At 45.5% G+C, this 25,242-nt stretch carries 32 protein-coding genes and 2 rRNA genes; 21 read left to right on the top strand and 13 right to left on the bottom strand.

The features are described from left to right. From H569_RS0111535 to H569_RS0111550, 4 genes are all read left to right on the top strand, one after another. Window positions 1-93, top strand: a 23S ribosomal RNA gene (locus H569_RS0111535); the annotation flags it as partial. A 122-nt stretch (window positions 94-215) separates the two neighbouring features. Continuing rightward, window positions 216-329: ribosomal RNA gene (rrf, locus tag H569_RS0111540) — 5S ribosomal RNA — on the top strand. A 255-nt stretch (window positions 330-584) separates the two neighbouring features. Continuing rightward, window positions 585-1,433: an amidohydrolase family protein gene (locus tag H569_RS0111545; RefSeq protein ID WP_027365111.1), complete on the top strand. Its 849-nt coding sequence runs from the start codon at window positions 585-587 to the stop codon at window positions 1,431-1,433. A gap of 35 nt (window positions 1,434-1,468) precedes the next feature. Continuing rightward, window positions 1,469-1,804 carry a hypothetical protein gene (locus tag H569_RS0111550; RefSeq protein WP_207637555.1) on the top strand — a complete coding sequence of 112 codons (336 nt, stop codon included), beginning with the start codon at window positions 1,469-1,471 and terminating at the stop codon, window positions 1,802-1,804. A 54-nt stretch (window positions 1,805-1,858) separates the two neighbouring features. Here the strand turns inward: H569_RS0111550 and H569_RS22785 are convergent, their stop codons facing one another. Next, on the bottom strand, window positions 1,859-2,017 hold the full coding sequence (locus H569_RS22785) for a hypothetical protein (RefSeq protein WP_169726467.1): 159 nt from the start codon (window positions 2,015-2,017) through the stop codon (window positions 1,859-1,861). Window positions 2,018-2,237: 220 nt separating this feature from the next. Here H569_RS22785 and H569_RS23365 point away from each other — a divergent pair, with 220 nt between their 5' ends. The 7 genes from H569_RS23365 (at window position 2,238) to H569_RS0111590 (ending at window position 7,620) form a co-directional block, all read left to right on the top strand. Then, the gene (locus H569_RS23365; RefSeq protein ID WP_257720109.1) at window positions 2,238-2,360 is read left to right on the top strand and encodes a hypothetical protein; all 123 of its coding nucleotides are present in this window, start codon (window positions 2,238-2,240) and stop codon (window positions 2,358-2,360) included. Window positions 2,361-2,605: 245 nt separating this feature from the next. Next, the gene (locus tag H569_RS0111565; RefSeq protein WP_027365113.1) at window positions 2,606-2,863 is read left to right on the top strand and encodes a TM1266 family iron-only hydrogenase system putative regulator; all 258 of its coding nucleotides are present in this window, start codon (window positions 2,606-2,608) and stop codon (window positions 2,861-2,863) included. Between the two features lie 106 nt (window positions 2,864-2,969). Further along, window positions 2,970-3,908 carry an ADP-ribosylglycohydrolase family protein gene (locus tag H569_RS0111570; RefSeq protein ID WP_027365114.1) on the top strand — a complete coding sequence of 313 codons (939 nt, stop codon included), beginning with the start codon at window positions 2,970-2,972 and terminating at the stop codon, window positions 3,906-3,908. A 14-nt stretch (window positions 3,909-3,922) separates the two neighbouring features. Next, window positions 3,923-4,477: a nucleotide triphosphate diphosphatase NUDT15 gene (locus H569_RS20210; protein WP_051273610.1), complete on the top strand. Its 555-nt coding sequence runs from the start codon at window positions 3,923-3,925 to the stop codon at window positions 4,475-4,477. A 262-nt stretch (window positions 4,478-4,739) separates the two neighbouring features. Further along, window positions 4,740-5,390, top strand: coding sequence for an anthranilate synthase component II (locus H569_RS20215; RefSeq protein WP_051273619.1), 651 nt, complete (start codon window positions 4,740-4,742; stop codon window positions 5,388-5,390). Then, window positions 5,318-6,772: an aminodeoxychorismate synthase, component I gene (gene pabB, locus H569_RS20220; RefSeq protein ID WP_051273611.1), complete on the top strand. Its 1,455-nt coding sequence runs from the start codon at window positions 5,318-5,320 to the stop codon at window positions 6,770-6,772. The genes H569_RS20215 and pabB overlap by 73 nt, the downstream gene beginning before the upstream one ends. Further along, on the top strand, window positions 6,769-7,620 hold the full coding sequence (locus H569_RS0111590; RefSeq protein ID WP_027365115.1) for an aminotransferase class IV: 852 nt from the start codon (window positions 6,769-6,771) through the stop codon (window positions 7,618-7,620). Before pabB ends, H569_RS0111590 begins: the two co-directional genes overlap by 4 nt. A 105-nt stretch (window positions 7,621-7,725) precedes the next feature. Here H569_RS0111590 and H569_RS0111595 read toward each other — a convergent pair whose 3' ends face one another. Beyond that, a complete protein-coding gene (locus H569_RS0111595) occupies window positions 7,726-8,160 on the bottom strand; it encodes a hypothetical protein (RefSeq protein ID WP_081410994.1) in 435 nt (144 codons plus the stop codon). A gap of 212 nt (window positions 8,161-8,372) precedes the next feature. Between H569_RS0111595 and H569_RS0111600 the strand changes: the two genes are divergently transcribed. Further along, window positions 8,373-9,416 (top strand): GNAT family N-acetyltransferase, encoded by a 1,044-nt coding sequence (locus tag H569_RS0111600; protein ID WP_027365117.1) that lies wholly within the window; start codon window positions 8,373-8,375, stop codon window positions 9,414-9,416. Window positions 9,417-9,576: 160 nt separating this feature from the next. Here the strand turns inward: H569_RS0111600 and H569_RS0111605 are convergent, their stop codons facing one another. Beyond that, entirely contained in the window at window positions 9,577-9,768 is a 192-nt protein-coding gene (locus tag H569_RS0111605; RefSeq protein WP_027365118.1) for a hypothetical protein, read from the bottom strand. 51 nt (window positions 9,769-9,819) lie between these two features. Between H569_RS0111605 and H569_RS0111610 the strand changes: the two genes are divergently transcribed. After that, complete coding sequence (locus H569_RS0111610) at window positions 9,820-10,542, top strand: metallophosphoesterase (RefSeq protein ID WP_027365119.1); 723 nt, start codon at window positions 9,820-9,822, stop codon at window positions 10,540-10,542. Here the strand turns inward: H569_RS0111610 and H569_RS0111615 are convergent. Beyond that, complete coding sequence (locus tag H569_RS0111615) at window positions 10,531-11,361, bottom strand: hypothetical protein (protein WP_027365120.1); 831 nt, start codon at window positions 11,359-11,361, stop codon at window positions 10,531-10,533. The two genes, H569_RS0111610 and H569_RS0111615, sit on opposite strands and share 12 nt — an antisense overlap. A gap of 135 nt (window positions 11,362-11,496) precedes the next feature. Between H569_RS0111615 and H569_RS0111620 the strand changes: the two genes are divergently transcribed. Next, complete coding sequence (locus tag H569_RS0111620) at window positions 11,497-11,829, top strand: hypothetical protein (RefSeq protein WP_027365121.1); 333 nt, start codon at window positions 11,497-11,499, stop codon at window positions 11,827-11,829. Window positions 11,830-12,081: 252 nt separating this feature from the next. Beyond that, window positions 12,082-12,219, top strand: a complete 138-nt coding sequence (locus H569_RS22575; protein ID WP_157833527.1) for a hypothetical protein — start codon at window positions 12,082-12,084, stop codon at window positions 12,217-12,219. Here H569_RS22575 and H569_RS0111630 read toward each other — a convergent pair. Beyond that, entirely contained in the window at window positions 12,216-13,406 is a 1,191-nt protein-coding gene (locus H569_RS0111630) for a pyridoxal phosphate-dependent aminotransferase (protein WP_027365122.1), read from the bottom strand. The genes H569_RS22575 and H569_RS0111630 overlap by 4 nt on opposite strands. A gap of 312 nt (window positions 13,407-13,718) precedes the next feature. On the opposite strand from H569_RS0111630, the gene H569_RS0111635 reads away from it, so the two are divergent. Then, window positions 13,719-14,942 carry a DegT/DnrJ/EryC1/StrS family aminotransferase gene (locus H569_RS0111635; protein ID WP_238492538.1) on the top strand — a complete coding sequence of 408 codons (1,224 nt, stop codon included), beginning with the start codon at window positions 13,719-13,721 and terminating at the stop codon, window positions 14,940-14,942. A gap of 92 nt (window positions 14,943-15,034) precedes the next feature. After that, window positions 15,035-15,412 (top strand): ATP-binding protein, encoded by a 378-nt coding sequence (locus tag H569_RS0111645; protein WP_027365124.1) that lies wholly within the window; start codon window positions 15,035-15,037, stop codon window positions 15,410-15,412. A 3-nt stretch (window positions 15,413-15,415) separates the two neighbouring features. Here the strand turns inward: H569_RS0111645 and H569_RS0111650 are convergent, their stop codons facing one another. Then, window positions 15,416-15,649: a hypothetical protein gene (locus H569_RS0111650; protein WP_027365125.1), complete on the bottom strand. Its 234-nt coding sequence runs from the start codon at window positions 15,647-15,649 to the stop codon at window positions 15,416-15,418. 59 nt (window positions 15,650-15,708) lie between these two features. On the opposite strand from H569_RS0111650, the gene H569_RS22790 reads away from it, so the two are divergent. Beyond that, on the top strand, window positions 15,709-15,915 hold the full coding sequence (locus H569_RS22790) for a hypothetical protein (protein WP_027365126.1): 207 nt from the start codon (window positions 15,709-15,711) through the stop codon (window positions 15,913-15,915). Window positions 15,916-16,106: 191 nt separating this feature from the next. Here H569_RS22790 and H569_RS0111660 read toward each other — a convergent pair whose 3' ends face one another. The 4 genes from H569_RS0111660 to H569_RS0111685 form a co-directional block, all read right to left on the bottom strand. Beyond that, window positions 16,107-16,451, bottom strand: coding sequence for an AMP-binding enzyme (locus tag H569_RS0111660; protein ID WP_027365127.1), 345 nt, complete (start codon window positions 16,449-16,451; stop codon window positions 16,107-16,109). 142 nt (window positions 16,452-16,593) lie between these two features. Next, window positions 16,594-17,442: a 3-hydroxybutyryl-CoA dehydrogenase gene (locus tag H569_RS0111670; protein WP_027365128.1), complete on the bottom strand. Its 849-nt coding sequence runs from the start codon at window positions 17,440-17,442 to the stop codon at window positions 16,594-16,596. A 2-nt stretch (window positions 17,443-17,444) separates the two neighbouring features. After that, a complete protein-coding gene (locus H569_RS0111675; protein WP_027365129.1) occupies window positions 17,445-18,626 on the bottom strand; it encodes an acetyl-CoA C-acetyltransferase in 1,182 nt (393 codons plus the stop codon). 194 nt (window positions 18,627-18,820) lie between these two features. Then, the gene (locus H569_RS0111685; RefSeq protein WP_027365130.1) at window positions 18,821-19,198 is read right to left on the bottom strand and encodes a VanZ family protein; all 378 of its coding nucleotides are present in this window, start codon (window positions 19,196-19,198) and stop codon (window positions 18,821-18,823) included. A 94-nt stretch (window positions 19,199-19,292) separates the two neighbouring features. Here H569_RS0111685 and lspA point away from each other — a divergent pair, with 94 nt between their 5' ends. Together lspA and H569_RS0111695 are read left to right on the top strand one after the other, a co-directional pair. Beyond that, window positions 19,293-19,751 (top strand): signal peptidase II, encoded by a 459-nt coding sequence (lspA, locus tag H569_RS0111690; RefSeq protein WP_309294785.1) that lies wholly within the window; start codon window positions 19,293-19,295, stop codon window positions 19,749-19,751. Beyond that, the gene (locus H569_RS0111695) at window positions 19,696-20,691 is read left to right on the top strand and encodes an RluA family pseudouridine synthase (RefSeq protein ID WP_051273612.1); all 996 of its coding nucleotides are present in this window, start codon (window positions 19,696-19,698) and stop codon (window positions 20,689-20,691) included. Before lspA ends, H569_RS0111695 begins: the two co-directional genes overlap by 56 nt. Here H569_RS0111695 and H569_RS0111700 read toward each other — a convergent pair. Together H569_RS0111700 and comA are read right to left on the bottom strand one after the other, a co-directional pair. Continuing rightward, a complete protein-coding gene (locus tag H569_RS0111700) occupies window positions 20,659-21,111 on the bottom strand; it encodes a DUF441 domain-containing protein (protein WP_027365133.1) in 453 nt (150 codons plus the stop codon). The genes H569_RS0111695 and H569_RS0111700 overlap by 33 nt on opposite strands. Window positions 21,112-21,310: 199 nt before the next feature. After that, on the bottom strand, window positions 21,311-22,132 hold the full coding sequence (gene comA, locus H569_RS0111705; protein ID WP_027365134.1) for a phosphosulfolactate synthase: 822 nt from the start codon (window positions 22,130-22,132) through the stop codon (window positions 21,311-21,313). A 224-nt stretch (window positions 22,133-22,356) separates the two neighbouring features. Here comA and H569_RS0111710 point away from each other — a divergent pair, with 224 nt between their 5' ends. Further along, window positions 22,357-23,988, top strand: coding sequence for an S-layer homology domain-containing protein (locus H569_RS0111710; RefSeq protein ID WP_169726468.1), 1,632 nt, complete (start codon window positions 22,357-22,359; stop codon window positions 23,986-23,988). A gap of 794 nt (window positions 23,989-24,782) precedes the next feature. Here H569_RS0111710 and H569_RS0111715 read toward each other — a convergent pair. Next, window positions 24,783-25,073, bottom strand: a complete 291-nt coding sequence (locus H569_RS0111715) for a late competence development ComFB family protein (RefSeq protein ID WP_027365136.1) — start codon at window positions 25,071-25,073, stop codon at window positions 24,783-24,785. Window positions 25,074-25,242 lie beyond the last annotated feature (169 nt).

The following is a 25,242-nucleotide window of genomic DNA, read 5'->3' on the forward strand; positions in this document are numbered from 1 at the left end:
GACCCCTGGCAGACTACCAGGTAGATAGGCCGGGCGTGTAAGCACAGCAATGTGTTTAGCGGACCGGTACTAATAGGTCGAGGGCTTGACCAGATGAAGGCGACAGGTAAACTACCTTGCTTAAAAAAGCGCTGTGCAGTTTTGAAGGAACGATAAGTTAACAAAAAGGTGCCAGGCACCTGAAAGTTAACTTAAATATAACGTCCAATAAGTTTTCCGGTGACCATAGCGGAGAGGATACACCCGTTCCCATACCGAACACGGAAGTTAAGCTCTCCAGCGCCGATGGTACTTGGGCTTGTCCCTGGGAGAGCAGGCCGTTGCCGGACTTAATTTTAAAAAGCCTTTGGTAATAAAGCCAGAGGCTTTTTGCTTTCGTTTCTTATTTTTCCAGATGACCGGCGGCAGAAGAGATTGCCACGTCTCTTTGCTCCTGGCAATGACAGATAAGTATAGGTACTTGTGCCTGAAGGACTGTCCTAAGAAAAAATTCCAGGATTTTATTGAGTGGCGTAGAATTTAATGTAGTGGCAGTTGTTATTGAATACTCTTACTAAGGAGCGAGCCGGAAGGGAGGCCTGTAGTTGTCCAAGCCGAAATATTTTATAGACAGTCATGCACACCTGATGACCCCGTACAGGGTCAAGGGGGGCATTAAATGGATCAGAAAGGCAGTCAAGGAATATGAACAATTGGACCTGGAAACGCCTGCCGGTGAATTGCTGCAGCATATGAAAACTGCAGGCGCGGACTACATAATTAATTATTTTTACCCGCTGCAGTCGGGTGAAAGCCGGGAGATCAACCGCTGGCAGAGGGAGTTTGCAGACAGGCATCCCGAAGTGATTCCATTTGCATCTTTACATCCCGGGGATGAAGATAAGGAGGAGATTATCCGGGATTCTTTAGAAAACTTAAAATTAACGGGATTTAAATTTCACCCTTATGTTCAGCGGTTTAAGATCCTGGATCCGGGGATGCTGCCTGTTTATGCTGTTTTACAGGAGATAGGCTGCCCTGTTAACATGCATACGGGTTTTTCAAAATTCTACGGTATGGAATCATTGGAGGAAGAATTTTTAGCCTTACTTGCCAGGTTCCCGCGGTTAAAAGTCATTGCTTCGCACATGCTATTCGGAGACATGCATTGTTCCAAATGGGATAGAATTCTGGAACAGTATCCAAACCTTTTTTTGGATGCAACCAATACACTTTCTTTTTGCAGACCGGGTACCAAGCTGACTGGGCAAATACAAGAGATAATAAGTAAGTACAGCGGGCGTATGGTTTTTGGCAGTGATTATCCAATGGGTATGGCATACCCGGTTAAAATTTTATATGATTTATTGGAGCAGGTGTGCCCGGACCATGAGTCTTTTGAAGACCTTGCCTGGCGCACCGCTGCCGGTCTGGTTAAATTAAATTTGCATTAAACTAAAAAAATTTTTAATTAAGGAGTGAAATTAATATGGGTGATATGGCTAAGAACAATGACTCTCAATATCTGCTGGCTGCTTTGATAGAAATATACAGGGGAAACCGGGTGTACCTTCCGGAATTTGACCCGGAAATGGAAAGGAATTTATTAAGGGATGTTTTTTCAGCCGCCATCAGTTTCGCCCAATACGACGAGAGTCGAAAAACTTTAAGCGAGGAAATATTTAATTGCGTTAATGGTAATGCTTCTGTTAAACAGCAGGCTGAATTGGCCCCGGTACAAACACCGGATGTGCTTAACGCAAAAATGGTGGCTGCCGCACATATAATGAAGCTGGATTTAAATAATAATATTAAACTCTCTTAATACGTAATAGATTGTTTTATGCCCGGACACGCCGGGTTAGTCCCAAAATTGCTTTCACCCCAATTTATTTAAATATTTTAATTGCTCTATTTGTAGTTGGGCTAACCGGCGTTTCAGTATTCGTTTTTCTTTTGGGCCGGAGGTTTCCTCCATCTGCTGCTTTAGCTTGTAGATCTCCGCTTTGTTTTTTTCTATTATGGCCTCAATATTCATCAAAGTCACCTCAAGTAAGGAATTCAACGAAAATATCAGATTTCCCTGTTCTTAATAGTTAAAGTTCCAATGCTCCTCACCAATACGAGGAGTTTTTTATTTATGATGTTAAGATTAACAAAAATGTAACATAATTTTTATAGTGCTTTAACCAAAATAAGTACATTTATTGTAAAATAAACATATAAAAATATATAATTTTAATCAGGGAGGGGTTTACATGGCATCTAAAAATAGAGTCAGCCTTTGTGATAAATGCAGCAAGTGTATTTACCGTTGGGCCAACGGCTGCCCGGGCTTAATTAAATTTAACGCGGATAAATGCAAGACGATGTTGTCATAGGTCAACCCCTACCAAACGGAGTAGGGGTTGAATTTTTGTATAACCAGTTAAGATTTTAGTACTACAGCGAAAATTAAAGGTAGCGGAGCCGTGGGGACGGTTCGAGCGTCCCCTGAGCGTAGCGAAGGGCCGAAAGGAAGACGATGGAACCGTCCCCGTGGCGTAGCGGGCATTACGAAATAAGCAATATTTCGCTGTAGTATTGGGTATAATATCTCAATACTACATTACTTTGGGGGAATATTATGTCCAAAGATATTTGCATTGTCGGAATTCTGGTGGAAAACAGGGCCTCCCATGCCCCGGAAGTTCAGCAGGTACTAACCAAGTACGGCTCTCAGATAATAAGTCGCTCTGGAATTCCGGACCCAACCAGGGAAAGGGGAATCATTACCCTTACGGTACAAGCAACGGAAAATGAAACAAAATCGATGGTAAACGATCTTAGTCATTTAGACGGGGTAACCGCCAAATCCTTTTGTTTGGTGGAAGCAATGCAGTAGCCGGCCTGAAATAAACTGGGCTGGTTTTTTTATTTAGCAGGCAATTTAAGATAAATGTAGAATTGATAAATGATTCGGAATAATAAACATATAGGTGGATGGTTAAATGAATGACTATATAAAAGGCTCTTTTTGGGGTGCCGCCGTGGGTGACGCCCTTGGTGGAGCCCTTGAGAATATGAGCAGTGAGGAAATAGCAAACCGCCACGGTACGGTCACCGAAATACTCGGTGGGGGCTGGCTGGACCTTCAACCGGGTGAGTATACTGATGATACGCAAATGATAATTATGGTTGCCGAAGGTATCCTGGCCAATCCAGCTTATCCCATTGAGGAAATAGGTAGAAGGTTTTTACGCTGGTATTATTCAAATCCCAGGGATATTGGCACCACCACTGCACGTTCCTTCGAAAGCTACCTCCGCTGCGGTAGTTGGAAAGAAGCATCGGTAATAACCGCCAAGTCTCTGAACAAATTAGACAGCAATGGCGCTTTGATGCGCACCTTACCGGTTACCTTTGCGTATTGGAACAACCCTCGCGACATGGCTTATTGGTCAGTGGATATTGCTTCCATGACCCACCATAGCCAGGAAAGCGCAGCATGCTGCATCTTTTATAACTACCTGGTGGGAGTGGCTGCATGTTTGAAGGGTAATAAAAGGGAATTATTTACAAAATCACTTCAGTTTACGGATGAACAGTGCGCCCGGTTAGATATTAACCCGGCGAGTTTCTTCTGGTATGTTGTTAAAGCGGTCCAATCAGGTGCCGTAAATATTATACCGAAAGGTAAAGCTTTGGATACCCTTGGGGCGACACTGCAATGCTTCCTGCATACAGAGACTTTTGAAGAAGCGCTGGTTAAAGTTGTTAACCTTGGTGGCGATACAGATACCGCAGGTAATATTATGGGTGGTTTGGCCGGTGCTTACTATGGTTATGAGGCTATTCCAAAACGCTGGTTGAATGCATTACTGGGAAAAGATAGAATTGCCGGGGTGACTGACGCTTTTTTAAAAAAGTTCTCCCGTAATTTTGTTTGATCGGAGTGGTTTGCATGCCGGACAAACTTAAACAAAGGTTCTTTTATTGTCCCAAATGCGGTGGAAAGCTTAATTACCGTTATTACCAGGGGATACCACGTTTAACCTGCGTCTCATGCACGTATGTTTTATATGAGAATCCGGTAGTGGGTGTGGCTGCCATTGTATTAAACGATAAAAATCAAATATTACTGGGCCGTAGAAAGGAAGGCCAGTATCAGGGATTATGGTGCATTCCCTGTGGTTATGTGGAATATGATGAAGATGTTTATGATGCTATTACCAGGGAATTTAAAGAAGAGACAAATTTGGACATCGATTTGATTCGTGTTTTTACAGTGCAATCCAACTTTCACAATCCAGAAAACCACACAGTTGGAATATGGTTTTTAGCCAGGGTTAGGGAAGGCTTCCCGAAGGCTGGAGACGACCTTGACGAAATTGGCTACTTTGACCTGCACAAGGTTCCGCAACTGGCGTTCCCTACTGATAATATTGTAATCAATTATCTCAGGAAAGAAATAATGCGGGGCAGTATCCGGGACATTCCTCCGACCTCAAAGCTATGACCCCAAAGATGAGGTGTGTCCTCTTTCCTGTTACGCTATGAAAAGATAACTAAATGGAAGCCTGTTGGTAAAAAATCCGTGATGATAGTTTATTAATTTATTGACAAAAACGCACGGGTTATATTAACATGTCTTTGACAATTTAAAGTTGAGCAAAGCTGAGTACAGTTGAGAAATGGTTGTTAGAAGAGACGACTCGTAGACCGGTGGGGTGAGAACCAGCATTTTTGTGCTGGTTTTTTTAATTGGAGGGATAATTAATATGGTTCTTTTAATCGATAATTACGATTCATTTGTTTATAATCTATATCAATACATTTCGGAATTAGGCAAGAAAGTTATAGTTTATCGCAACGACAAAATTTCAATACCTGAAATAGAAGAGCTTAACCCGGAATGCATTGTGCTTTCTCCCGGGCCGTGTACTCCTGACGAAGCGGGGATATCCCTGGAGTTGGTGAGGAAACTGGCCGGCAAGTTTGCCATGCTGGGAGTATGCCTGGGCCACCAAACAATTGGGCAGGCCTTGGGAGGTAAGGTAGTTAGGGCCACCAGGCTGATGCATGGTAAGACGTCTATGGTTTTCCATGATCGAAGGGGCATTTATAATGGATTGCCAAGCCCGATGCCGGTAGCCCGGTACCATTCGCTGATATTGGAGGAGTCGAGCTTGCCTGATTGTCTTTTGGTGACGGCCAGTACCGGTCGCGGCGAAATTATGGGGGTAAGGCACAAGCACCTGCCCATTGAGGGCGTGCAGTTTCATCCCGAGTCGATATTAACTGTTTATGGCAAAAAGATACTGGCCAACTATTTTATAAATTTGAAAGGACATACGGTGTGCCGGTTAAACCACCTATCTACAAAAATATTCAGTGCCGGTTGGATGCCCTGGAAATATTTGAACGTTTAAGCCAATTGCCATTTCCCTTTTTACTGGATACAGGCATGCTGGTCAACGGCTTGGGCCACCATTCATTTGTCGGTGTTGATCCATTTTTAGTAATGAGCAGTAAGGGGCAAAACATTACCATCACCCGGGGCGATAAAATATCAAGATTTACCGGTTCTCCTTTGCAGGAACTCAAGCGTCTGCTAAAAAAATACGCCATGCCTCGCAATAATGAATTTTTTCCGTTCAATGGCGGGGCGGTGGGCTACTTCAGTTATGATCTGGGCCGGCAGTTTGAAAAGCTACCTGAATGGGCAAGTGACGATTTAAATATGCCTGATCTTTTTTTAGGTTTTTATGATACAGTTTTGGCTGTTGACATAATCACCGGTAAAATTACAGTGATATCCACGGGGCTGCCCGAACAGGGTTCCGATGCCAAATTCAGGGCGACCCGGCGGTTGGAGGCAATTGAGCAAGCCCTAACGGAAGAAACTATTTCAAGAAGCTTTGCCGGAACAAGGATTTGTAAAGATAAAGATAATCAGCTTGTTTCCAACTTTTCCCCGGAAGAATACCGAAATATGGTACGGCGGGCAGTTGAATACATTGCAGCCGGCGATATTTTTCAGGTTAATCTATCGCAGCGTTTTTGTACCGGCCAAACAGTTGATGCATGGGAGTTATATCGCAGGTTGAGAAGAATTAACCCGGCTCCCTTTGCAGCATTTTTATCCTGCGGCGAGTTCGAGATCATATCAGCCTCACCCGAACGGTTTTTAAAGGTTGACGGCAGCGTGGTGGAAACAAGGCCGATCAAGGGCACCAGACCCCGGGGTAATACCCCGGGGGAAGATAACCGGCTGCGCCAGGAATTATTGCAAAGTGAAAAGGACCGGGCTGAACTGATGATGATAGTGGATTTGGAGCGTAACGATCTGGGCCGGGTTTGTGAAATTGGCACCGTTAAAGTGCCGGAACTATACCGTCTGGAGGAATATGCTACGGTTTTCCACCTGGTTTCAACTGTTGAGGGGCGACTGGCTTCCGGTTATGATGTAACAGACTTGCTGGCCGCGTCATTTCCCGGGGGATCCATTACTGGAGCACCAAAAATCAGGGCGATGGAGATTATTGAAGAGATGGAACCGGTTCGCCGGGGTGTTTATACCGGCTCCGTCGGTTACCTTGGTTTTGACGGCCGCGCCGATCTGAATATTGTCATCCGGACAATACTCGCTTCACGGGGTAAACTGTATTTCCAGGTCGGCGGCGGTATCACGGCTGATTCCGACCCGCACAAAGAGTACGTGGAAACCCTGGATAAGGCCAGGGCTTTGGTAAGGGCGTTGGGCTTGGAAAACAGTTGTAATGATTTTAGCATAGCAGGGGGCGAAAAATGAGAAAGTATCATCTTATCGACGGCAAGCCTGCCACGAAAGCAAGTTTAACAATTGATACCGGTGATGCCGGGTTATTATATGGTTTTAGTTTATTTGAAACGGTTCTGGTAAAGGAAGGCAGGCCTGTATTATTGCAACCGCACCTGCAGCGAATGGCCGGCTCTGCAGCTGAACTGGAATTATTAATGCCCATGAATACAGAGGACCTTTTGGCGATGTGCGAGGAAGGAATAGAAAAATCAGGTATCGGCGAAGGGGTTTTGCGACTTGCGGTAACCGCAGGCTCAGATGAAGATAAATCGGGCAAGACCATCCTAACCATCCGTGAGGGTGTGCCTTATCATTCAGAACAATATGAAAAGGGATTTTCCATAATGACGTCGGGTTATCCACGCAATGAAAAATCACCTTTGGTTAGACATAAAACAGCAAATTATCTGGAGAATCTAATCTGTCGCAAAAAGGCCGGAGTTCTGGGTTTTAACGAGTGTTTGTTCTTAAATACGCAGGGGCATGTAGCCGAATGTTCGGCCAGTAATGTATTTGTGGTCAAGGAAAACCAATTAATTACTCCGCCTGTTGATGCGGGCTTGCTTCCCGGCATTGTCCGCGGTTTGGTTATTGATAAATTAGCCGGTCCGGCCTGCCGCTGTATCGAGGGCTATTTTAATTATTCCGACCTGCTGCAGGCTGAAGAATGTTTCATTACCAACTCAATAATGGGTATTATGCCTGTGGTTGCGATTGACCGGCACAGGGTGGGAGATGGCAGGACCGGTAAATTAACCCGGATCCTCATGCATAAATATCATTCATATCTCAAGAAGCATGAAAGAGGTATGAAATAAATACACTTCCATGCCGCTATATGAGGCACCATCAGATTTTTAAAATAGCTTTACGTTAATAAAACACCCGGGTTATATACCCGGGTATTTTGAACAGGCACCGAATTATTTCTTTTTAACTTTTTTCTTGGCGTAAAATCCCCATGGTCCCATCCAGGGGCCGGGTCCGAAGAAGTAGCCGGGTCCATATCCGGGTTCCATACCCGGCCCGTAGCCATAGCCGGGGCCGTAACCGGGGCCGTAGCCATACCCGGGACCGTGGCCATGCCCGGGACCGTGGCCGTAGCCGGGACCATAACCAGGACCATAGCCGGCTCCGTACCCAGCGTCAGGGTCGCAAGGACCTGTCGGGCCACATGCTGAGCCGGGTCCCATACCGGGCATTTGGTTTGGTTTGCCGGCTTCGTGAGCTTGCATTCTCCAGCCTTTAGGGGTTTTCCCTTTAGGATTTTTGTCTTGAGCTGCTTTTCCTTTTTTCGGTTTGCCGGGGGCTTTTTCTTTTGCTGGAGGTCCAGCTGGCGGGTAAAATCCATATCCCATTAAAATATCCCTCCTCTTTAGTACCAATATATAACAAGAAATGCCAAGATGTTACAAATTAACAGCACAGGTAAAATTTTTTTTAAGGATTTATTGTTAACCTTTCTATCATCCGTTGAATAACATGAGAAATAAAGCAAGCCCGGATTTTTGAACCTCCGGGAAAAATAACGGAGCTAACTATAAGGTTACTCAGTAAACGGGGGTAAGGTATGAAGCCCAAAATTATAAAAGTGGCAAGTTTTGCCGAAAAGCAGGCATTCTTAAATGTTCCCTCGCTGGTTTATGGCAGGGAATCGGTGCCGCCTGCCGTTAACAGCTTTAATACATCGATGCGATTTGATCCTATGTCTAATCCAACTTTGCAGCATTTAAAATATGCCAATTTCGTAGCCATAATGAATGGAAAACCTGTTGGGAGGATAAGTGCAACCATTGACAATTTAAATCCTCGCAACTGGGAAGGATTTTGGGGCTGCTTTGAGTGTATAGAAAACGTTGATGTAGCCGGGGCGCTTATCGACGCGGCTGCAGGCTGGCTAAAAGAACAGGGCAAAACAGAAATGATTGGTCCCGCAACATTAAATTCAAATCAACAAGTCGGGATATTGATCAAAGGTTTTGAACAGGAGGCTGGTGATGAGCTACCTTATAACCCTCCTTATTATCAAAAAATTGTGGAAGGTGCGGGCCTGGAAAAAATACATGAATTGGATTCCTTTAAATGGGAGCTTCCTAAGGCGCTCCCTGAAAAATTAACCCGGGAAATTGATTTGCCTGGATTGGTGGTTAGGCCTGTAAACTACGCTAACTTTATTAAGGAAGCTGGTATTATGCAAGAGATCAACAACCGGGCTATGACCGAGATATTTGGTTTTATTCCCATGACTTTGCAAGAAGCACAAAGTTTTCTGATGGGTTTGTCAACCCATGTCCCGCCAAGCTGTTTTTTGATAGCTGAAGTCAATGGCAAACCGGCAGCCATGTTGATTTCCATACCTTACATAAGGCCGGCGCGGGACAAAGATGGATATATAAGGCTGGCAATAGGTGGCGTTATTCCGGAATTCAGGCAAAAAGGAATACCCAAGGCAATATTAAAGGCAATGTATAACAACTACCGCAAGCTTGGTTATACCAGGGGTGAGGCATCACAGGTGGCTTCCAGCAATAATGATATTAAAAGTAAAATCCTAAAACCACTGATGGGGGCGGAAATCATCAAAACACATAGAGTATATAAAAAGAAATTATAATTACTGTAAGATTACTGCAAAAGAAAACCTCCCAGCCATCTGGGAGATTTTCTTTACGTATAAATTGGACAAGCAGTGCGTTTAAACTTGGCCTTCCAGATTAAACCAATATTCATGCAGGGCAGGAATAAATATCCTACCGGTCGAAACAATAAAAAAATCAGGTGTTAATGCTTTTAAGCCTAATGCATTTTCCCTTTGAGCCTCTAAATAAGTCTCGGAAAAGCTGGTCCAATTCACTGTGTTTTAATCTGATCAGGCCTTCCGGGTTAACCAGTGTTTCGTTGACAAAAATTCGAATATAAACATATTCTTTGGTTTGTATTACCGTCATTAGTTTATACTCGTTCAAATCAGTTCACCACCTTAACGGTGATTTATTGTTTATTCAGGAGGGTATGTATTGAAAATATTTGCTATTGGGGATTTGCACTTGTCATTTAAACATGAGGTGAACGTATCCAACTGGGAAAATTATGAGGAATATAAGCCGATGGAAGATTTAGAACCAAGTTGGCATATGCACGCTAAGAGAATTTATGAAAACTGGACGCGAGTTGTTACCGATCAAGATGTGGTATTGGTGCCGGGCGACATATCATGGGCAATGCGCTTGGAAGAAGCACACCCTGACCTGAGCTACATGGGTCTTTTGCCGGGGAGGATAATCTGCGTCCAGGGCAACCATGACTACTGGTGGCAGAGTATCTCCCGGATCAGGTCGGCAGTACCTTCCAATATGTCAATGATTCAAAATGATCATGTGGAAATTAACGGGGTAAATATTTGCGGAACCAGGGGATGGCTTTGTCCCGGCGGTTCTTTTTTTAAAGATGAGGACGAAAAGATATACCGCCGGGAATTGATAAGATTGGAAAATTCACTGCAAAGTGCCGGTTCCGGCCGGAAAATTGTAATGATGCATTATATGCCCACAAATGAGAAACATGACTATTCCGGTTTTATAGAGTTGTTTCAAAAATATCAGGTGGATACCGTGGTATACGGTCATCTTCATGCCCGGGCCTGCAGGTATCGCCTGCCCGACCGGGCCTGGGGCGTTAACTTTCACCTTGCCAGCGCTGATTACCTTAACTTTGGCCCGGCATTAATCCTAACCGTTTAACTTAAAACATTCAGGGTGTCCGCAAATGACCCTTTTACCACTGCCTGCATGTACTGCCCTGGTTCCCGGCGGTATTTCCCGCCCGCATACGCTGCAGGGTACTGCTTTTTTAACCGGCAGCACCACTCCCGAAACCACGCTGCCCAACCATTGAAAGTGGGCTTCCTCCAGCTTATTTTTATATGGTTTATAAGGTGAACATTCGGGGTGGTAATAGCGGTTTTTTTTCTTGCCGTTTTCACGGCATCTATATTGTACAACGGGACTGAAGGCGGAAATTTTTTTCTGACATTTTGCGCACTTACGGGTATGACTGGAATTTCCCTTTAACAAGTAGCGGTATTGCTCCGGCTTGCGCCGAACAGCTATATCTTTGAGGAAACGTTTCCGGGTTGGATCCGCTTTAATCCAGGATTCAACCGTTCGGTAGAATTCCCTGTAATTCCGCTCTTCAAGCTTAATATCTGCAGGAAAGCCGGCTTTTAGAAGTTGATTTCGAAAAGCGTTCTCTGCTACATCGTGGGCCAGACCGTCCATTTTTGTCGTTTCCCAGTTATAGCCGTTTTCAGTGAGCCATTTATGCAGTCCATTAAAAATGTTGCCGGAGCAAACATAAAAATAATCGCTTCGGGATGCTCCGGCTTCTATCATCATTTCAACCACAGTAAGGCGGGCCATTTCCTCAAAAGTTATGCTATTGTTCCAGGTCAAGGGCATTAAGCGTTGATAGATCAAATACGGATTTTCGCTAACAAGCACCAGAACTTCAGAAAAAGCTCTACAGCCACCCCCGGCGTCTTCTATGTACCAGGACCTCATTATTACCTCCGGTATATTTAAAAGGAAAAAAAGTTTACATCATGTATTTATAGGTTCTAGTTACCTTGCCGATGTTGTGATATATTATATCATAGTTAAGCTACCATGTCTTTTATTCTGGAGGGGAGGGTGCCAATGTCCAGGTTCATTTGCGACATTTGCGGAAAGGAACTTTATGTCCACGAAGGAATACTTACCTGGACCAGGGACAACGAGACTTTATCCAATTTTACGCTCTCGCATAAAAATAGCCCTGAACACAGGTGTCAACCGGAAACAAACAACCGTTTCAAGGACCTGTACACACTAACTATGATCACCGGGTACCTTGACTTCATTAAGTACCTGATAGAACGCTGGGAAAACGGCTTTACCTTAAAGGATGCCGATTCACTGGAAAGGGTGCTGCAACAGTTGAATTTACACATTCATGAAAAAGTCATTATGTTAACTGAAGATGAAGAATAGTATTAACCAGTCAATAAAACCCCGGAATAACGACGGGGTTTTATTTCTTTATTTCACTTTGGGAAAGTATAACTGGCCATAAATTGGGGACATTCCTCGAAGAGGTGTGTCCCCTTTCCGCTTTGGCCAGAGCTAATGATTAAAGTATAAAAAACGCGTGCTAAAGGGAACTGATTGAACGCGCTTTTTTTATCGTATGGGGTTTTAAAATCGAAGGTACAATAAAATATCATCGAAAGGGGGTATATATTAATGAAGCATGAACTGGTGCAAGAGGAATCGCCGCAAGGGCTGTGGGACAAAGATAAAGAGGGCGAGGCCCTACGGGAAAATCCTTATAAGACCCCACCCAATAATCTGACGACAAAGAAGAAAAAGTATGGTTTTTAAGCTTTGAGGTTATAATCTGCAGCCAGCTGCTCGAAGGCCGGCAGTGAATTGCGGATAATCTGTATATTCATGCAGTAAGAAATTCTAAAGTAACCGCGCTTTCCGAAACCGCTGCCGGGTACCAGCAGCAGGTTATATTTTTGGGCACTGCGGACAAATTCCAAGTCGTCTTCAATGGGGCAGCGGGGGAACAGGTAAAACGCGCCCATGGGCTTTACCACATCAAAACCAAGTCCGGTAAGATGATTATACAAAAGGTCCCTTTTTTCACGGTATTCATTTACATCAACCCGTTCCCTCTGCAGGGGAGTTACCAGTCGCTGAATTAATGCCGGCGCATTGACAAACCCCAGGGTCCGGTTGCAAAACACAAAGCCCTCGAAAAGAAGTGCAGCGTCTTTGATATCGGGATTTATGGCAATGTAACCGATTCGTTCGCCCGGCAGAGCAAGGTCCTTGCTGTGAGAAGTTACAATAATTGAATTTTTGATATGGTTGAAAACGCTGGGTACGGCCACCCCGTCGTAAACGATTTTGGCGTAAGGTTCGTCGGAAATCAGGTAGATGGGAGCCCCCAGCTCTTTTTCTTTTTTATCCAATAACCTGCCTATGGCAGCCAATATTTCAGCAGAATAGACAACACCGGTTGGGTTATTGGGCGAATTGATCAGCACGACTCTGGTTTGCGGCCCAATGGCTTTTTCCAGTGCATCCAGGTCAGGTTGAAAGTCTTTGCCGGTATCAACTTCTTTAATCCTACCTCCGTGGTTATCAGCGTAAAACCGGTATTCGACAAAATACGGAGTTGGAACAACCACTTCTTCACCTGGGTTTAGCAGTGTTTTTAGCACCACGTTTAATCCGCCGCCTGCTCCGCAGGTCATAACTATATGCTCGGGTGTCACAGTTTTGCCGGTTTCTTCGGCAAGAACACCGGCAATTGCCTGCCTGGTTTCAACGTAACCCGCGTTGCTCATGTACCTGTGCATTCCAGGTGCCGGCTTGCTGGCGATTTCAAGTAACCCGCGGTGGAAAGCTTCGGGAGGCTCAACGTCGGGGTTGCCCAGAGTAAAATCGTAAACCTTGTCTGCACCATAAATCTTACGCAGCTTTTCACCCTCCTCGAACATCCGGCGAATCCAGGAGGACGAGGATAAAAAACCTTCTATTTTTTGAGCGATGGGCAATTAAACCACTCTCCTTATAATTTTCGGGAAAGGGGCATATGCACCTTTCTTAATGATTGATATATATTGTTTCTGGTTTGATTCGGGAAATACCTGCAATGGACATGTATTTCATTATAATATATAGTACAATCAATCAAATGAAGAAAATGAAACAAAATTTTTTATATTTACGCAAACTTAATTAAATAATGCTCCCTTGTGATGAAGATTAATTATTATATTCACATAATAATAGCTGCCAAAGGCACTAAATTTTTTCTGTAGCTTTACTATATTGAAAGGTTTGGGGGGAACGGCTGAAAAGCCCGCATGATGACAAATAAGCCAGCAATAGCAGGAGGAAGGCCGGTAAGGGAAAATTTGTTGCCCATGGCCAAGTCTGTATTAAGCGAAAAGGATATAAACGCGGTGACGGAAGTGCTTCGCAGTGGAAAACTTAGCGGCGGTGAAGCGGTATATATGTTTGAGCAAGAAATGGCTGCATATACCGGAGCTAAATACGCCGTGGCGGTTTCTTCCGGCGCGGCCGGGCTGCACATTGCCCTGATGTCTGCCGCAGTAGGTCATATGGAAGAGGTAATCACAACACCTCTCACCCACCCGTCAACTTCAAATTGCATTCTCTACCAGGGGGGGATACATACCTTTGCTGATATTGATCCGGCCACCTTTAATATGGACCCAAAGATGGTAGCGATGAAGATTAGTGACCGGACCAAAGCGCTGATACCCGTGCATTACGCCGGTAACCCGTGCCAGCTGGACGCCATGCAAGAATTGGCCCGGGCGAAGGGCCTTGTTATCATAGAAGATGCGGCCCACGCCCTGGGCGGTGAGTATGAAGGCCAAAAGATCGGTGCCATAAGTGATCTGACTGTTTTCAGTTTTAGCTCACCCCAGCATTGTTATACCGGCGAAGGTGGAATGGTAACAACTGATTCGGAAGAGCTTTACCAATGGCTGACCATGTTTCGGGAAAACGGAATGGTTTATGACCCTAAAAGACAGGTTAAGCCGGAAGGGCCCTGGACCGTAGAGATGCAGGACCGGGGCTATAATTACCGCATGACCGGTATGCAGGCAGCGCTGGGTATTTCGCAGCTAAGCAGAGTTGATGAGTATACCGGCCGGCGCGCCAGAATAGCTGACAGGTACAACAGGGTATTTTCATCTCACCCCGCTATAATACTTCCGGAACAAAACAGCCGCGGACGTTCGACCTGGCATTATTACGTTTTGGCCTTGCGCACGGAAAACCTAAAAGCGTCCCGCAAGGAAATATTTAATGCCTTGCGGGCTGAAAATATTGAGGTGGGTGTTCATTACCTGCCCGTTTTCCTGCATCCATATTATTTATGGATCGGTCACCCAGACGTTTGTACGCTGGAGACCAGTCTTTGCCCAAAGGCCGAGGAGCTCTACCACAAACTTTTAACCTTGCCGCTTTACCCGGCGATGACCGATAATGACGCAGATGACGTAATCGAGGCGGTGGTAAAAGTGCTTGATTATTATACCGTCCATGCAGTGTGATTAAAATCACATTGCTGCTGCGAGATGAATTACTTTATCTGGCTCCAATATTTTATATAATGAAAGTGCAAAATATTGGAGAGGTGATATAAATGGCCAGAAGACAAATTGTAAAAATAGACGAAGAAAAATGTAACGGCTGCGGGGCTTGCGTAAGCCCGTGTGTGGAAGGGGCCATTACGATAGAAAACGGCAAGGCCAAGGTGAAGAATGAAGCTTTGTGCGACGGCGCCGGCTTTTGCATCGGGGCCTGTCCCCAGGGCGCGCTGAGTGTTGAAACCAGAGAAGCACCTGATTTTGACGAGAGTGCCGTTGAGGAGCATCTAAAACAAAACCCGGGGAGCTATATTCCCCAGGTCTGTTTTAATTGTGGTCGTAACGAGGACCAGGTGGCTGTTTTGCCCTGCCGCAAAGAAGGTAAAAGCATCTGGGTTTGCACCAAGTGCTTGCCTGCTCTTATTCACGGCTAATACTTATTCAGTTTCGCCGGGTTTTTCGGTGGAACCCATAAATAAAGAATGAGCATGCTCAAAGCTCATTTGCATGGCATTAATTCCTTCTCTTAACGTGCTTAGAGACCGTGTCGTTTGATCAATAATGCCCCTGACGAACCCGAGTTTAACATCGGCGCTCTTGTCAGTGCTAAGTAATAACAGTATAAAAATTAAGAACAGGGTATAAGGATTCCTTGTCACTCCATTAGACAATTATTGTCCCCCTTTCACCAGGCAACTTTGTATTTATAATATGCCGGAGATATTTATAGGTGAAAGATAAAAGCCAATTACAGACTGATATTCCGCAGTTTAATATTACCTTAGGGGGTAACAAGAGGAATAGCTATAACACGGTCGTTACCGCATTGGGGGCAACTAAAAAGATGCCGGCAGTAATTATTTTCAAAACTGAGGTTGAAGTAGGGGCTATAAGGGCCGCTATAATCCGTTACCGGGCCGGTGTCATGCATAATTGAGCCGCAATTGCACTCAACGGTGAGGGTCTCCATGGAGTTACAAATTACACAGGCGGTTTCCAGGGCAATCACTCCTAACTTGTATTTTGTCAGGCCGGGATGGTTATATCATTTCCCGGCTTTTTATATTTTGCCCGGGTTAAGGTTAATAATAAAAAAACCTGCGGTTTTCGCAGGTTTTTTATGGCTGATCAGGTGCAGATATCCTCCAGCAGTCTAAGTTTAAGCACTTTGCCGCTTGGCGATTTGGGAATTCTGGGAACAAATTTTACAGAGACGGGCAAATTCTCCTGTTCCAATTGTCCGCTTTGGGTTAAAAATTTCATGATCGCCTCTTCAGTTAAATCAGCATGACGTGGTACGATAAATGCTACGAGTGTCTCGTGACCTTTTTCCTCGGGAATGAAAAACGCTGCCACCTCTTCAACACCGGGATGCTCATATAAAGCATTTTCCAGTTGCCGCATGGCAAACCTGTGGCTGGCAACCGGGGTAAATTCATTCTCCTGGGGGTTCAGCCTTTGATTGTCCTCCATGTATCTCCCCTCCTGGATAGAGCTGATAAGTTATTTAATAATTACCATTTTCAGGCATTCAGAATTCAGTGGTCAGAATTCAGAATGCTTCGCGACGCTAAACCGTTCTTTCATACTGACTACTGACTCCTGAGTGGTTACATTAATACTTGTAAAAACCACGACCGGTTTTCCTGCCTAAATGCCCCGCTCTTACCAGCTTACGCAGCAGGGGGCACGGGCGGTATTTTGAATCACCGGTTTCATTATAAAGGGTCTCACAAACCATAAGCAGTGTGTCCAGGCCGATCAAATCCGAAAGGGCCAGGGGGCCGATGGGGTGGTTGGCGCCCAGCTGCATACCTTTGTCAATATCTTCAGCTGAGGCTACCCCTTCCATTAATACAAACATGGCTTCGTTAAGCATGGGTACAAGAATGCGGTTGACGGCAAACAACGGCGCTTCGTTTACCATTATCGGCTCTTTGCCCATTTTGCGGACCAGTTCCCGGGTAACCTCCACTGTTTCATCATCTGTCTCGGCAGCCCTGATGATTTCTACCAGTTTCATAACCGGTACCGGGTTAAAGAAATGCATCCCGATGAATTTATTGGGCATGCTTGTTACTGCGGCCATCTCCGTTACACTTAAACCGGAGGTGTTGGAGGCAAAAATTGTTTGGGGTTTGCAGATTTTATCCAACTCGCGATAAAGTTCTTTTTTTAATTCCATTTTTTCAATAATTGCTTCGATAACAAAATCGCATTCAGCCAGGTCTTCCAATTTAGTTGTGCACTTTATCCGTCCCATCAGTGCATCTGCCTGTTCCTGGCTCATTTTTTGTTTGCTTACACTGCGGGCCAGGTTTTTTTCAATTACGGACCTGCCGCGGTTGACAAACTCCTCGGTAACATCCCTCATTATCACCTCGTAGCCGGCAGCGGCCGAAACCTGGGCGATCCCGGCTCCCATGGTGCCGGCCCCGACAACACCGATAGCTTTTAATGACATATTTATACCTCCCTTTCCACGATCAGGGCAACTCCCATACCTCCGCCGACACATAGGGAGGCCAGCCCGTAGCGAGCGTTGCGCCTGGCCATCTCATTTAGTAAAGTGACTGTGATCCTGGCGCCGGTGCAGCCAACCGGGTGACCAAGACCCACACCGCTGCCGTTGACGTTAACAATGTCACGGTTCAAATCCAACAATTTTTCGCAGGCTAAATATTGGGCGGCAAAAGCTTCATTTAGTTCAATCAAGTCAATATCGGCCAGTGTAAGGTTGGCTCTCTGCAAGGCCTTCTTGATAGCCGGCACCGGGCCGTAGCCCATGAGGTCGGGTTCAACTCCCGCCCTGGCGTGACTGACTATTCTGGCCAGCGGTTTAAGGCCTTTTTGACGCGCTTTTTCTTCGGACATCAGTATAACTGCCGCTGCGGCGTCATTTAGTCCTGATGCGTTACCCGCTGTTACCGTGCCATTTTTTCTGAAAGCGGGAGGTAGTTTGGAAAGTTTGGCCAGGCTTATGTCAGCCCTGGGGTGCTCATCCCTGTCCACCATGACCGGGTCACCCTTGCGCTGGGGCACAGGAACCGGAATTATTTCTTCCGCGAAGTAGCCTTTATTAATGGCGTTGATAGCGTTTTGATGGCTGCGGAATGCTATGATATCCTGCTCTTCTCTGGATATTCCATATTTGTCCGCCAGGCGTTCTGCAGTTTCACCCATCAGGATTTTATGAATTGGGTCAGTTAAGGTTTCCCATAATGCATCGGTTATTTGCCCGTGCTGAAGGCGCATGCCCCAGCGTGCTTGTTTTAGTAAAAAAGGAGCGGTGCTCATACTTTCGGTCCCACCAGCCAGTACGATTTCCGAGTCGCCGGTCTGTATTTGCTGACACCCGGAAATAATGGCCTGAAGACCTGATGCACATTGCCTTTGAATGGTCATGCCGGTAACATTATCAGGCAGGCCGGCCATAAGCGCGGCTGTACGTCCTACGTTGGGCTCCTCGCTGCTCTGCACACAACAACCCAGGATGACATCATCAATCTCTCCGGCTTCTATCCCAGCCCTTTTGATTACTTCTTTTATCGCCACTACAGCCAGGTTGCCGGCCGTTACCGTCCGCAGTGAACCACCAAAATCACCGATTGGTGTACGGGCACCAGCGACTATTACCACGTCCCGCATAACAAATAGACCTCCTTTTAGGTGCGTTTGTCTAATCAATTGCTTAATTATTCTTCTTAATTTTCAGAAAGTCCTTCTTTTCTAATAATTTTAAAATTGCGAAAACTTCGACTGGCTTGAATGATGAAAACACCGGTTGGACCTTTAAGATGGCCCCCCATGACGCTGAGGCGGTACCAGTGATCATTTTGCAATTATTCACCAGCTTGTTTTCTATTCTTTCGCATAACTAAGAAATAATTGATCGTAAGGGCTATTGCTGCACCCAATAGATCCCTAAGTAGATCATGCACATCAGGTGTCCTGGTCGGCACAAAATACTGGTGAATTTCGTCGCTGATGCCGTAAAACAGGCATAGTAGAAATGTTGCAAGATAAGGGCGGGGGAATTTATTTAGCCGCAAGGGCCAAAGAACCAGCCAGGCCAGAATGAAATAGGCCAGTATATGGCCCGGGTTGAAATCTTTAATAAAAGGAAACATAGAACCAAGTTCTTCTCCTGTCCTCCCGGACAGGTAATAAATGAAAGCCATCCAGACTATGGCGGGAAACCAGTAAAACAACAGCTCCACTCCTTTTTACCTGATCGGCGGTTTTTTTGCCCTTAACATGTGGTATTATATCATGTAGTTGCTACTTTCGGGAGGGATAAAGGTTTTGCGGTTTGTGGCGATTAGCTTGTTAACGCTTTTGGTTGACCAGATTTCCAAGTATGTTATAACAACCACTATGCTGCAGGGGCAATCCATTGCGGTACTGTCTCCGGTTTTTTTTATGACATATATCTTAAACCCCGGGGCGGCTTTTGGACTACTGGCCAATAAAACAGGGTTTTTAATCGTTGTATCAATTATTGTAGTAATAGGGATAATGGCTGGATATAGATATCTGCCCAGGGAGCGAGTTTGGGCCCACATAGCGCTTGGTTTAATATCCGGTGGCGCGCTTGGCAATCTAATTGACCGGATTCGCATTGGACGGGTGATAGATTTTTTAGATTTTCGGGTTTGGCCGGTGTTTAACCTGGCAGATACAGCCATTGTAATTGGCGCGCTGCTGCTGATTTTGGATGTCTGGCGAAAAGATAGCGAGGAAAAGCAAAGGGTTGATACTGGTGCGAAATAATGAGATTTTCCATGTCGACAATGACGGGGCTGGCCGGCGATTAGATGTTTACTTAGCTTCGTCCGGTGATAATCTTAGCCGTTCATATATTCAAAAATTAATCGGTGAGGGATTGATTAAGGTCAATGGCGCGGAAGCGAGGGCTAATTACCGTTTAAAGGAAGGCGACGAAATTGCGGTGGAAATACCTCCGCCTGCGGAACTCCACGTGCTGCCCGAACAAATTGAACTGGATATATACTATGAGGACCCGGATGTGATAGTAATTAACAAGCCTAGAGGTATGGTTGTGCACCCTGCGGAAGGTAACTTTTCCGGAACTGTAGTTAATGCGTTGCTATTTCACTGCCGGGATCTTTCAGGTATCAACGGGGTGCTCAGGCCAGGCATTGTCCATCGCATTGATAAAGATACCTCGGGGCTTTTGATGGCAGCCAAGAATGACCTGGCCCACGAGCTGCTGGCGGAACAGTTGAAGGAACATACCGTAACCCGGGGCTACCTTGCGCTGGTCCACGGATCAATGCGATATGACCAGGGTGTTATTAACGCACCCATCGGCCGGGACCCCAGGGATAGAAAAAAGATGGCCGTCACCAGCCGTAACTCAAAAAATGCCATTACCCATTACAGGGTCCTGGACAGAGCAGGTAATTATACCTTTTTAGAACTGCGCCTGGAAACAGGACGTACCCACCAGATCAGGGTTCATTTAGCCCATATCGGCCACCCGTTGGTGGGCGATACACGCTACGGGCCGGCACGACCCCATTTCGGCCTGGAAGGCCAGTTTTTACACGCATACCTGTTAGGGTTTATACACCCTCGCGAAAATTGTTATCTGGAGTTCAAAGCGCCGCTTCCCTGTGTGCTTTTGGAGGTACTTAAATCGTTAGACCTGGATAAATCACTTGAAAAAGTTTATCGTTTCCAAAAATAATGCAGTCAGGCCGGCTGCCATCAAAGGGCCAACGGGGATACCCCCCAAAAAGACAATGCCGAATACAGATCCTATCAGAAGGCCGAAGATTAATTCCGGATCAATTTGCAGCAGCTGCAGCCCCTCACCGTTTAAATGTGTCGCCAGTGCCCCTCCGATTATCGCCAGTACACCAGGTAGCGACGTGAAAGTCATTAAAAGGTCCTTTTCACTAATCTCACCTTTGGCCGCAGGTACCAGAATAGACAGTAACAATAACAACAGGCCCGCTTCGAGGCCCCTTTTTTCAAGCAAGGGTAAAATAAAATTTAAGTTGGCGAATTTAACAATCAGCAATACGCAGGCGGCGGTGGCAATTAAGTTGGAGCGGGCAATAATTCCTATGAGGAGCAGAGCGACCAAGATGGGAACTCCGTTCATTTCACTCGCCTCGCTTTATTGTTTAAGTGTTACTGTTCAGAATTCAGGAGTCAGAATTCAGTAGTCAGAATGTTCCAAGACCGGTGCTCTCATTACTGACTTCTGACTCCTGACTCTTGAGCAGTTACAGATGCTGAATAGTTACGTTTATGTGTTAATATATGCCACCACCGTTATACGTATTACCAATTACAGGTATTTACACGTCGATATCTTTACTGCTGGTTACAATTTGCAGGGTATCCGCACGCAGTCCCACCCTGAGTGCTTCAACTGCCAGGACTTCCTGGGGCTGGATATTACCCAGATTGACATTAGGCCCGAACTTTTCAATCAGGTACTGCTGCTGGTTTTTAAGCGGTGCCTCCCAGATTATCAGCGCCGGGTCGTCAATATGCTCCAGTAGTATTTCTAAATCTTTTCCCGCCATCTGCCCGTTTTGGTCGTACAGGCCGACGTTCATCCCGCATTCTCTGCCTTCCATGATTACTTTGTAGGAACCTATTTCCAGATCCCTCATAGCCTGGGCGGCCAGCGCATGAACTGACAATTCGGGTCCGTTATTTTTCTTGCCGACCTCAGTTAATACTCTAAAATCCATTTCAGCCGCCATGATAATTGCTTGCTCTCTCACCTCCTGGCTGATAAAAACTGTTCCGTCGCTTATCTCAACGGCAGTAAATCCCAGGGACTTGCACTTGCTAAGGAATTCCCTAATTTTATTCTGCATAATGGCTACTTCCATAAAGGTACCACCGGGATATATTTCAATATCGTAAGACCGCGCCAGTTGAATCTTTTCCTCGAGTGTGCCGGCCGCGTATAGCGCCGGTGTTCCAAAGCCAAGTTTGATAAAATCTATGTGCTCATAATTAATTTGCAGCAGGTCCCGCGTCTCACCAATCCCCATACCTTTATCAATGACCATGGTTAAACCGCAATCCCTTGGCTTAGTTTGCCTCCCTCCGAGTGGGAACGCAATTATATCCCGCCAGGAAGATGTCGACTCTTGACCGGACAAATATATCAACTCCTTTTCCACGTGGACACCCGCTTGCCATGAGGCGGGTGTATTCGGTTCACCTCCCGTGATTAAGTGGGAAAAGGGTTAATGTCCATCTGATTAAAGTTATTCACAAAAATATTGATTGGTTACCCCTGCCGACCTGCCAAAATACGGATCTCCAACGTATCTAAAATTGACGGGTTAAGCCGCGCCAAAAAAAACATAGGGGAGTGATGTTTTTGAAAGGGAAGTTTAAGTATCTTTGCGGAGGAGTCCTAATGGTGGCGGTGCTGTCGCTGTCCGTGTTAACCGCCCCGCCTAGTGCTCTGGCCAAGGGGAAAAAGGTTCCGCCGGGGCAGGCCAAAAAAATTAATTTTCAGGTTATGAACGACATCAGGAACCACTGGTCTGTTGAGCCGGTAACGGCATTGCAAAAGGAAGGCATTATTAAAGGCTATTCCGATGGTAATTTTTACCCGCAGAATGAAGTAAGCCGGTGTGAGGGCCTGGTTATGGTGATGAGAGCACTGAACCAGGAAGGGGGTACCCCCAGCAAGGAAGCGCTTAAAGCCGCCGCAGATTGCCCGGACTGGGCCAAAAATACAGTGGCCCTTGCCATTGACAAAGGGATAATTACCGGGCAGGAAGCTGAGGACCTTGATTTCAGCAAGCCCGCTTTAAGATATGAGGTGGCGGTTTGGCTGGGACGGGCGCAAAACGGTAATGTTTCAACAGGTAATCTAACATTTGCCGACTCTGGAAAAATTCCCGACTATGCCAAGAAATACGTGGCTTTTATGGCCAAAAACAGAATTATCAACGGCTACCCGGGAAATATGTTCGGCCCGTTGAATTCGGTTAAAAGAGCCGAGATTGCAGCGATGCTGTTCAGGTGCCAAAACATGTTTTCGCTTAAAAACCAATTTGGCTATGTTAGAGGAGAAGTTAAGGACATCCTTCCCAGCGCCCCCGCCTTTATCGTTTTAGCTGTCGGCGACGGTGACAATGCTGGGGAGATGATGATTCAGGTTGCTGATGACGCCGCCATTTTTGTGGACGGTGTTGCGGCAGAGCTGGGTGACATTAAAGAAGGCGAATCTGTAACGGTAGTGCTGAATCCGGCCCGCAAAGCTATTGTTATATCGGTAAAAGACGGGGAAAACAATAATGACAGTGAAAGTAATGCACCGAAAATTGCAGGACTTAGCCCCAAAGACGGTGCCAAGGATGTAGAAATCGGCCTGAAGCAATTAGTGGCAACTTTCAATGAAAATATCCGGGCTGTAAATTCCGAGAGTGACGTGGGGTCCAAAATTGTAGTTACCAATGAAACTGGGAATAAAACAGTGGAAATTAAGGATATAGATATAAGCGGTAAGGAATTGACCATTGAGTTGGTCAATGGGCTTAATGCCGGCTGCGAATATACCGTTTACATCCCGCCCGGCGTAATTATAGGCGAAGACGGAAATAGTTTTGACGGTGTTGACGACAGCGATTGGAATTTCACCACCGCTGAGGAAGAAGACAATACCGCCCCGGACATTAATAGCTTGGACCCTGAAGACAACGATGATGTTTTAGGGGATGTCCATGAGCTCACTGCTAAATTTGACGAGAATGTGCAATGGGCCGGCGGCAACGATGTAAATGCCGGTAAAATAATCATTTTCAAGGACAACACTGAGATAACCCCAGATGATATTAAACTAAATGATAACGAATTAGTTATTAATTTTGACGAAGCTTTGTCAAAAGGTGAATATAGCGTTATTATTCCCAGCGGTATTATAGAAGATGAGGCTGGCAACAGCTTTAAAGGAATAGGAATTAATGGTTGGAATTTTGAGATTAAGGCTGCCCTTGCCTGATAAAAAGTAAACTTGCTCAAATTTCTAAATTTAAAAAATAGTCTTCAGACTTGTGTCACATTTTTGCCAGAGTGCGCCACATAACCTGGACGGGTAATGTGGCGCAATTTTACCATAATATGCAACACCCCTCCCGCTGTAATATTTAAGTTGCAATACCCGGCGCCAGGGTAAGCTCGTACCGCTCGTCCATGTATGAACGGCCCTATATTTGCACCGGTTTTGCTTCAGTTTTGACAAACCCGCCTTTTGGTACATGTAGATGGCTGCCTGCTGCTTGCATGCACTGCACAAGGCCAAGCTGACTGGTCTCCGGGCGTACTTCAAAAAAAAGGCGGCATAAGCCGCCCTGGGATTTCTATAACCAACAATCATTTAGTCAATCTGGATATTATTTACGCACGGTACCGGCTTAATCTTCCTCCCGCCGTCAAAAGCAATGCTTCCAGCCCTCTTTCCTATTACTGAGCTAAGTTATTTGGCAGTGAAGACTTCTTTTCTTGGCGTTTGCGTAGCACTTGCAGCAGATAAGCGCCGACAAGCAATCCCGCTCCAATCATGTCCGTTGTGCTGCCCGGTTTAATCAGCATCAACCAGCCGGCGAAAAGAATTAAGCGGTCATACCATTTTACTGTTGTAATCTTATCCCACTCGCTATAATGGGGTTTGTATATTCTATTTTTGCTATTGTGGCAATTGTAAAAAGCCTATCGGGGGAATTTTACCACTACCCGATTACCACAAAATATGCGGAATCCTGGTTTGAATAAAACGCCTTAACTAAGATTTTGACTTTAGTCCAGCGGTTTGTAATCATGCTTGGGATCATTTAGGACTTTGCGAATGGCGTCCATAACAATGGCCACCAGGGCAGCATTTTCGGACGGAGAATGGAAACTGGCCTTGGCGGCCATCAATTCCGCCTCCGAAGCCACGTAGCTGGGGCGTAAGTCGTTTAGTGCCATAGCTGCAGCTCTGGATTTGCATAGCTGGCAGTCACAATAATTAGGTTTTGAGCTAAATGTTTCGAATAATTCATTAAGGATGTTCTTGACTGCCAACTCGGTATAATTAACTATTTTCATTTTCAATGGACCCCTTTTCTGTTTAACAACGAAGCTGATTTTAGTATATGGGACCTGAGTTTTGCCAGCAATGGGGCCTTACTCACAATTAAGTGGGACTTTAGTCCCGTAGCTTAGTATGATATGAACCTAACATATCAAATTTTTCACCAGTAGTGACAAAAAAATA

The organism is Desulfotruncus alcoholivorax DSM 16058 (genome assembly GCF_000430885.1).
Classification (GTDB): Bacteria; Bacillota; Desulfotomaculia; order Desulfotomaculales; family Desulfallaceae; genus Desulfotruncus; species Desulfotruncus alcoholivorax.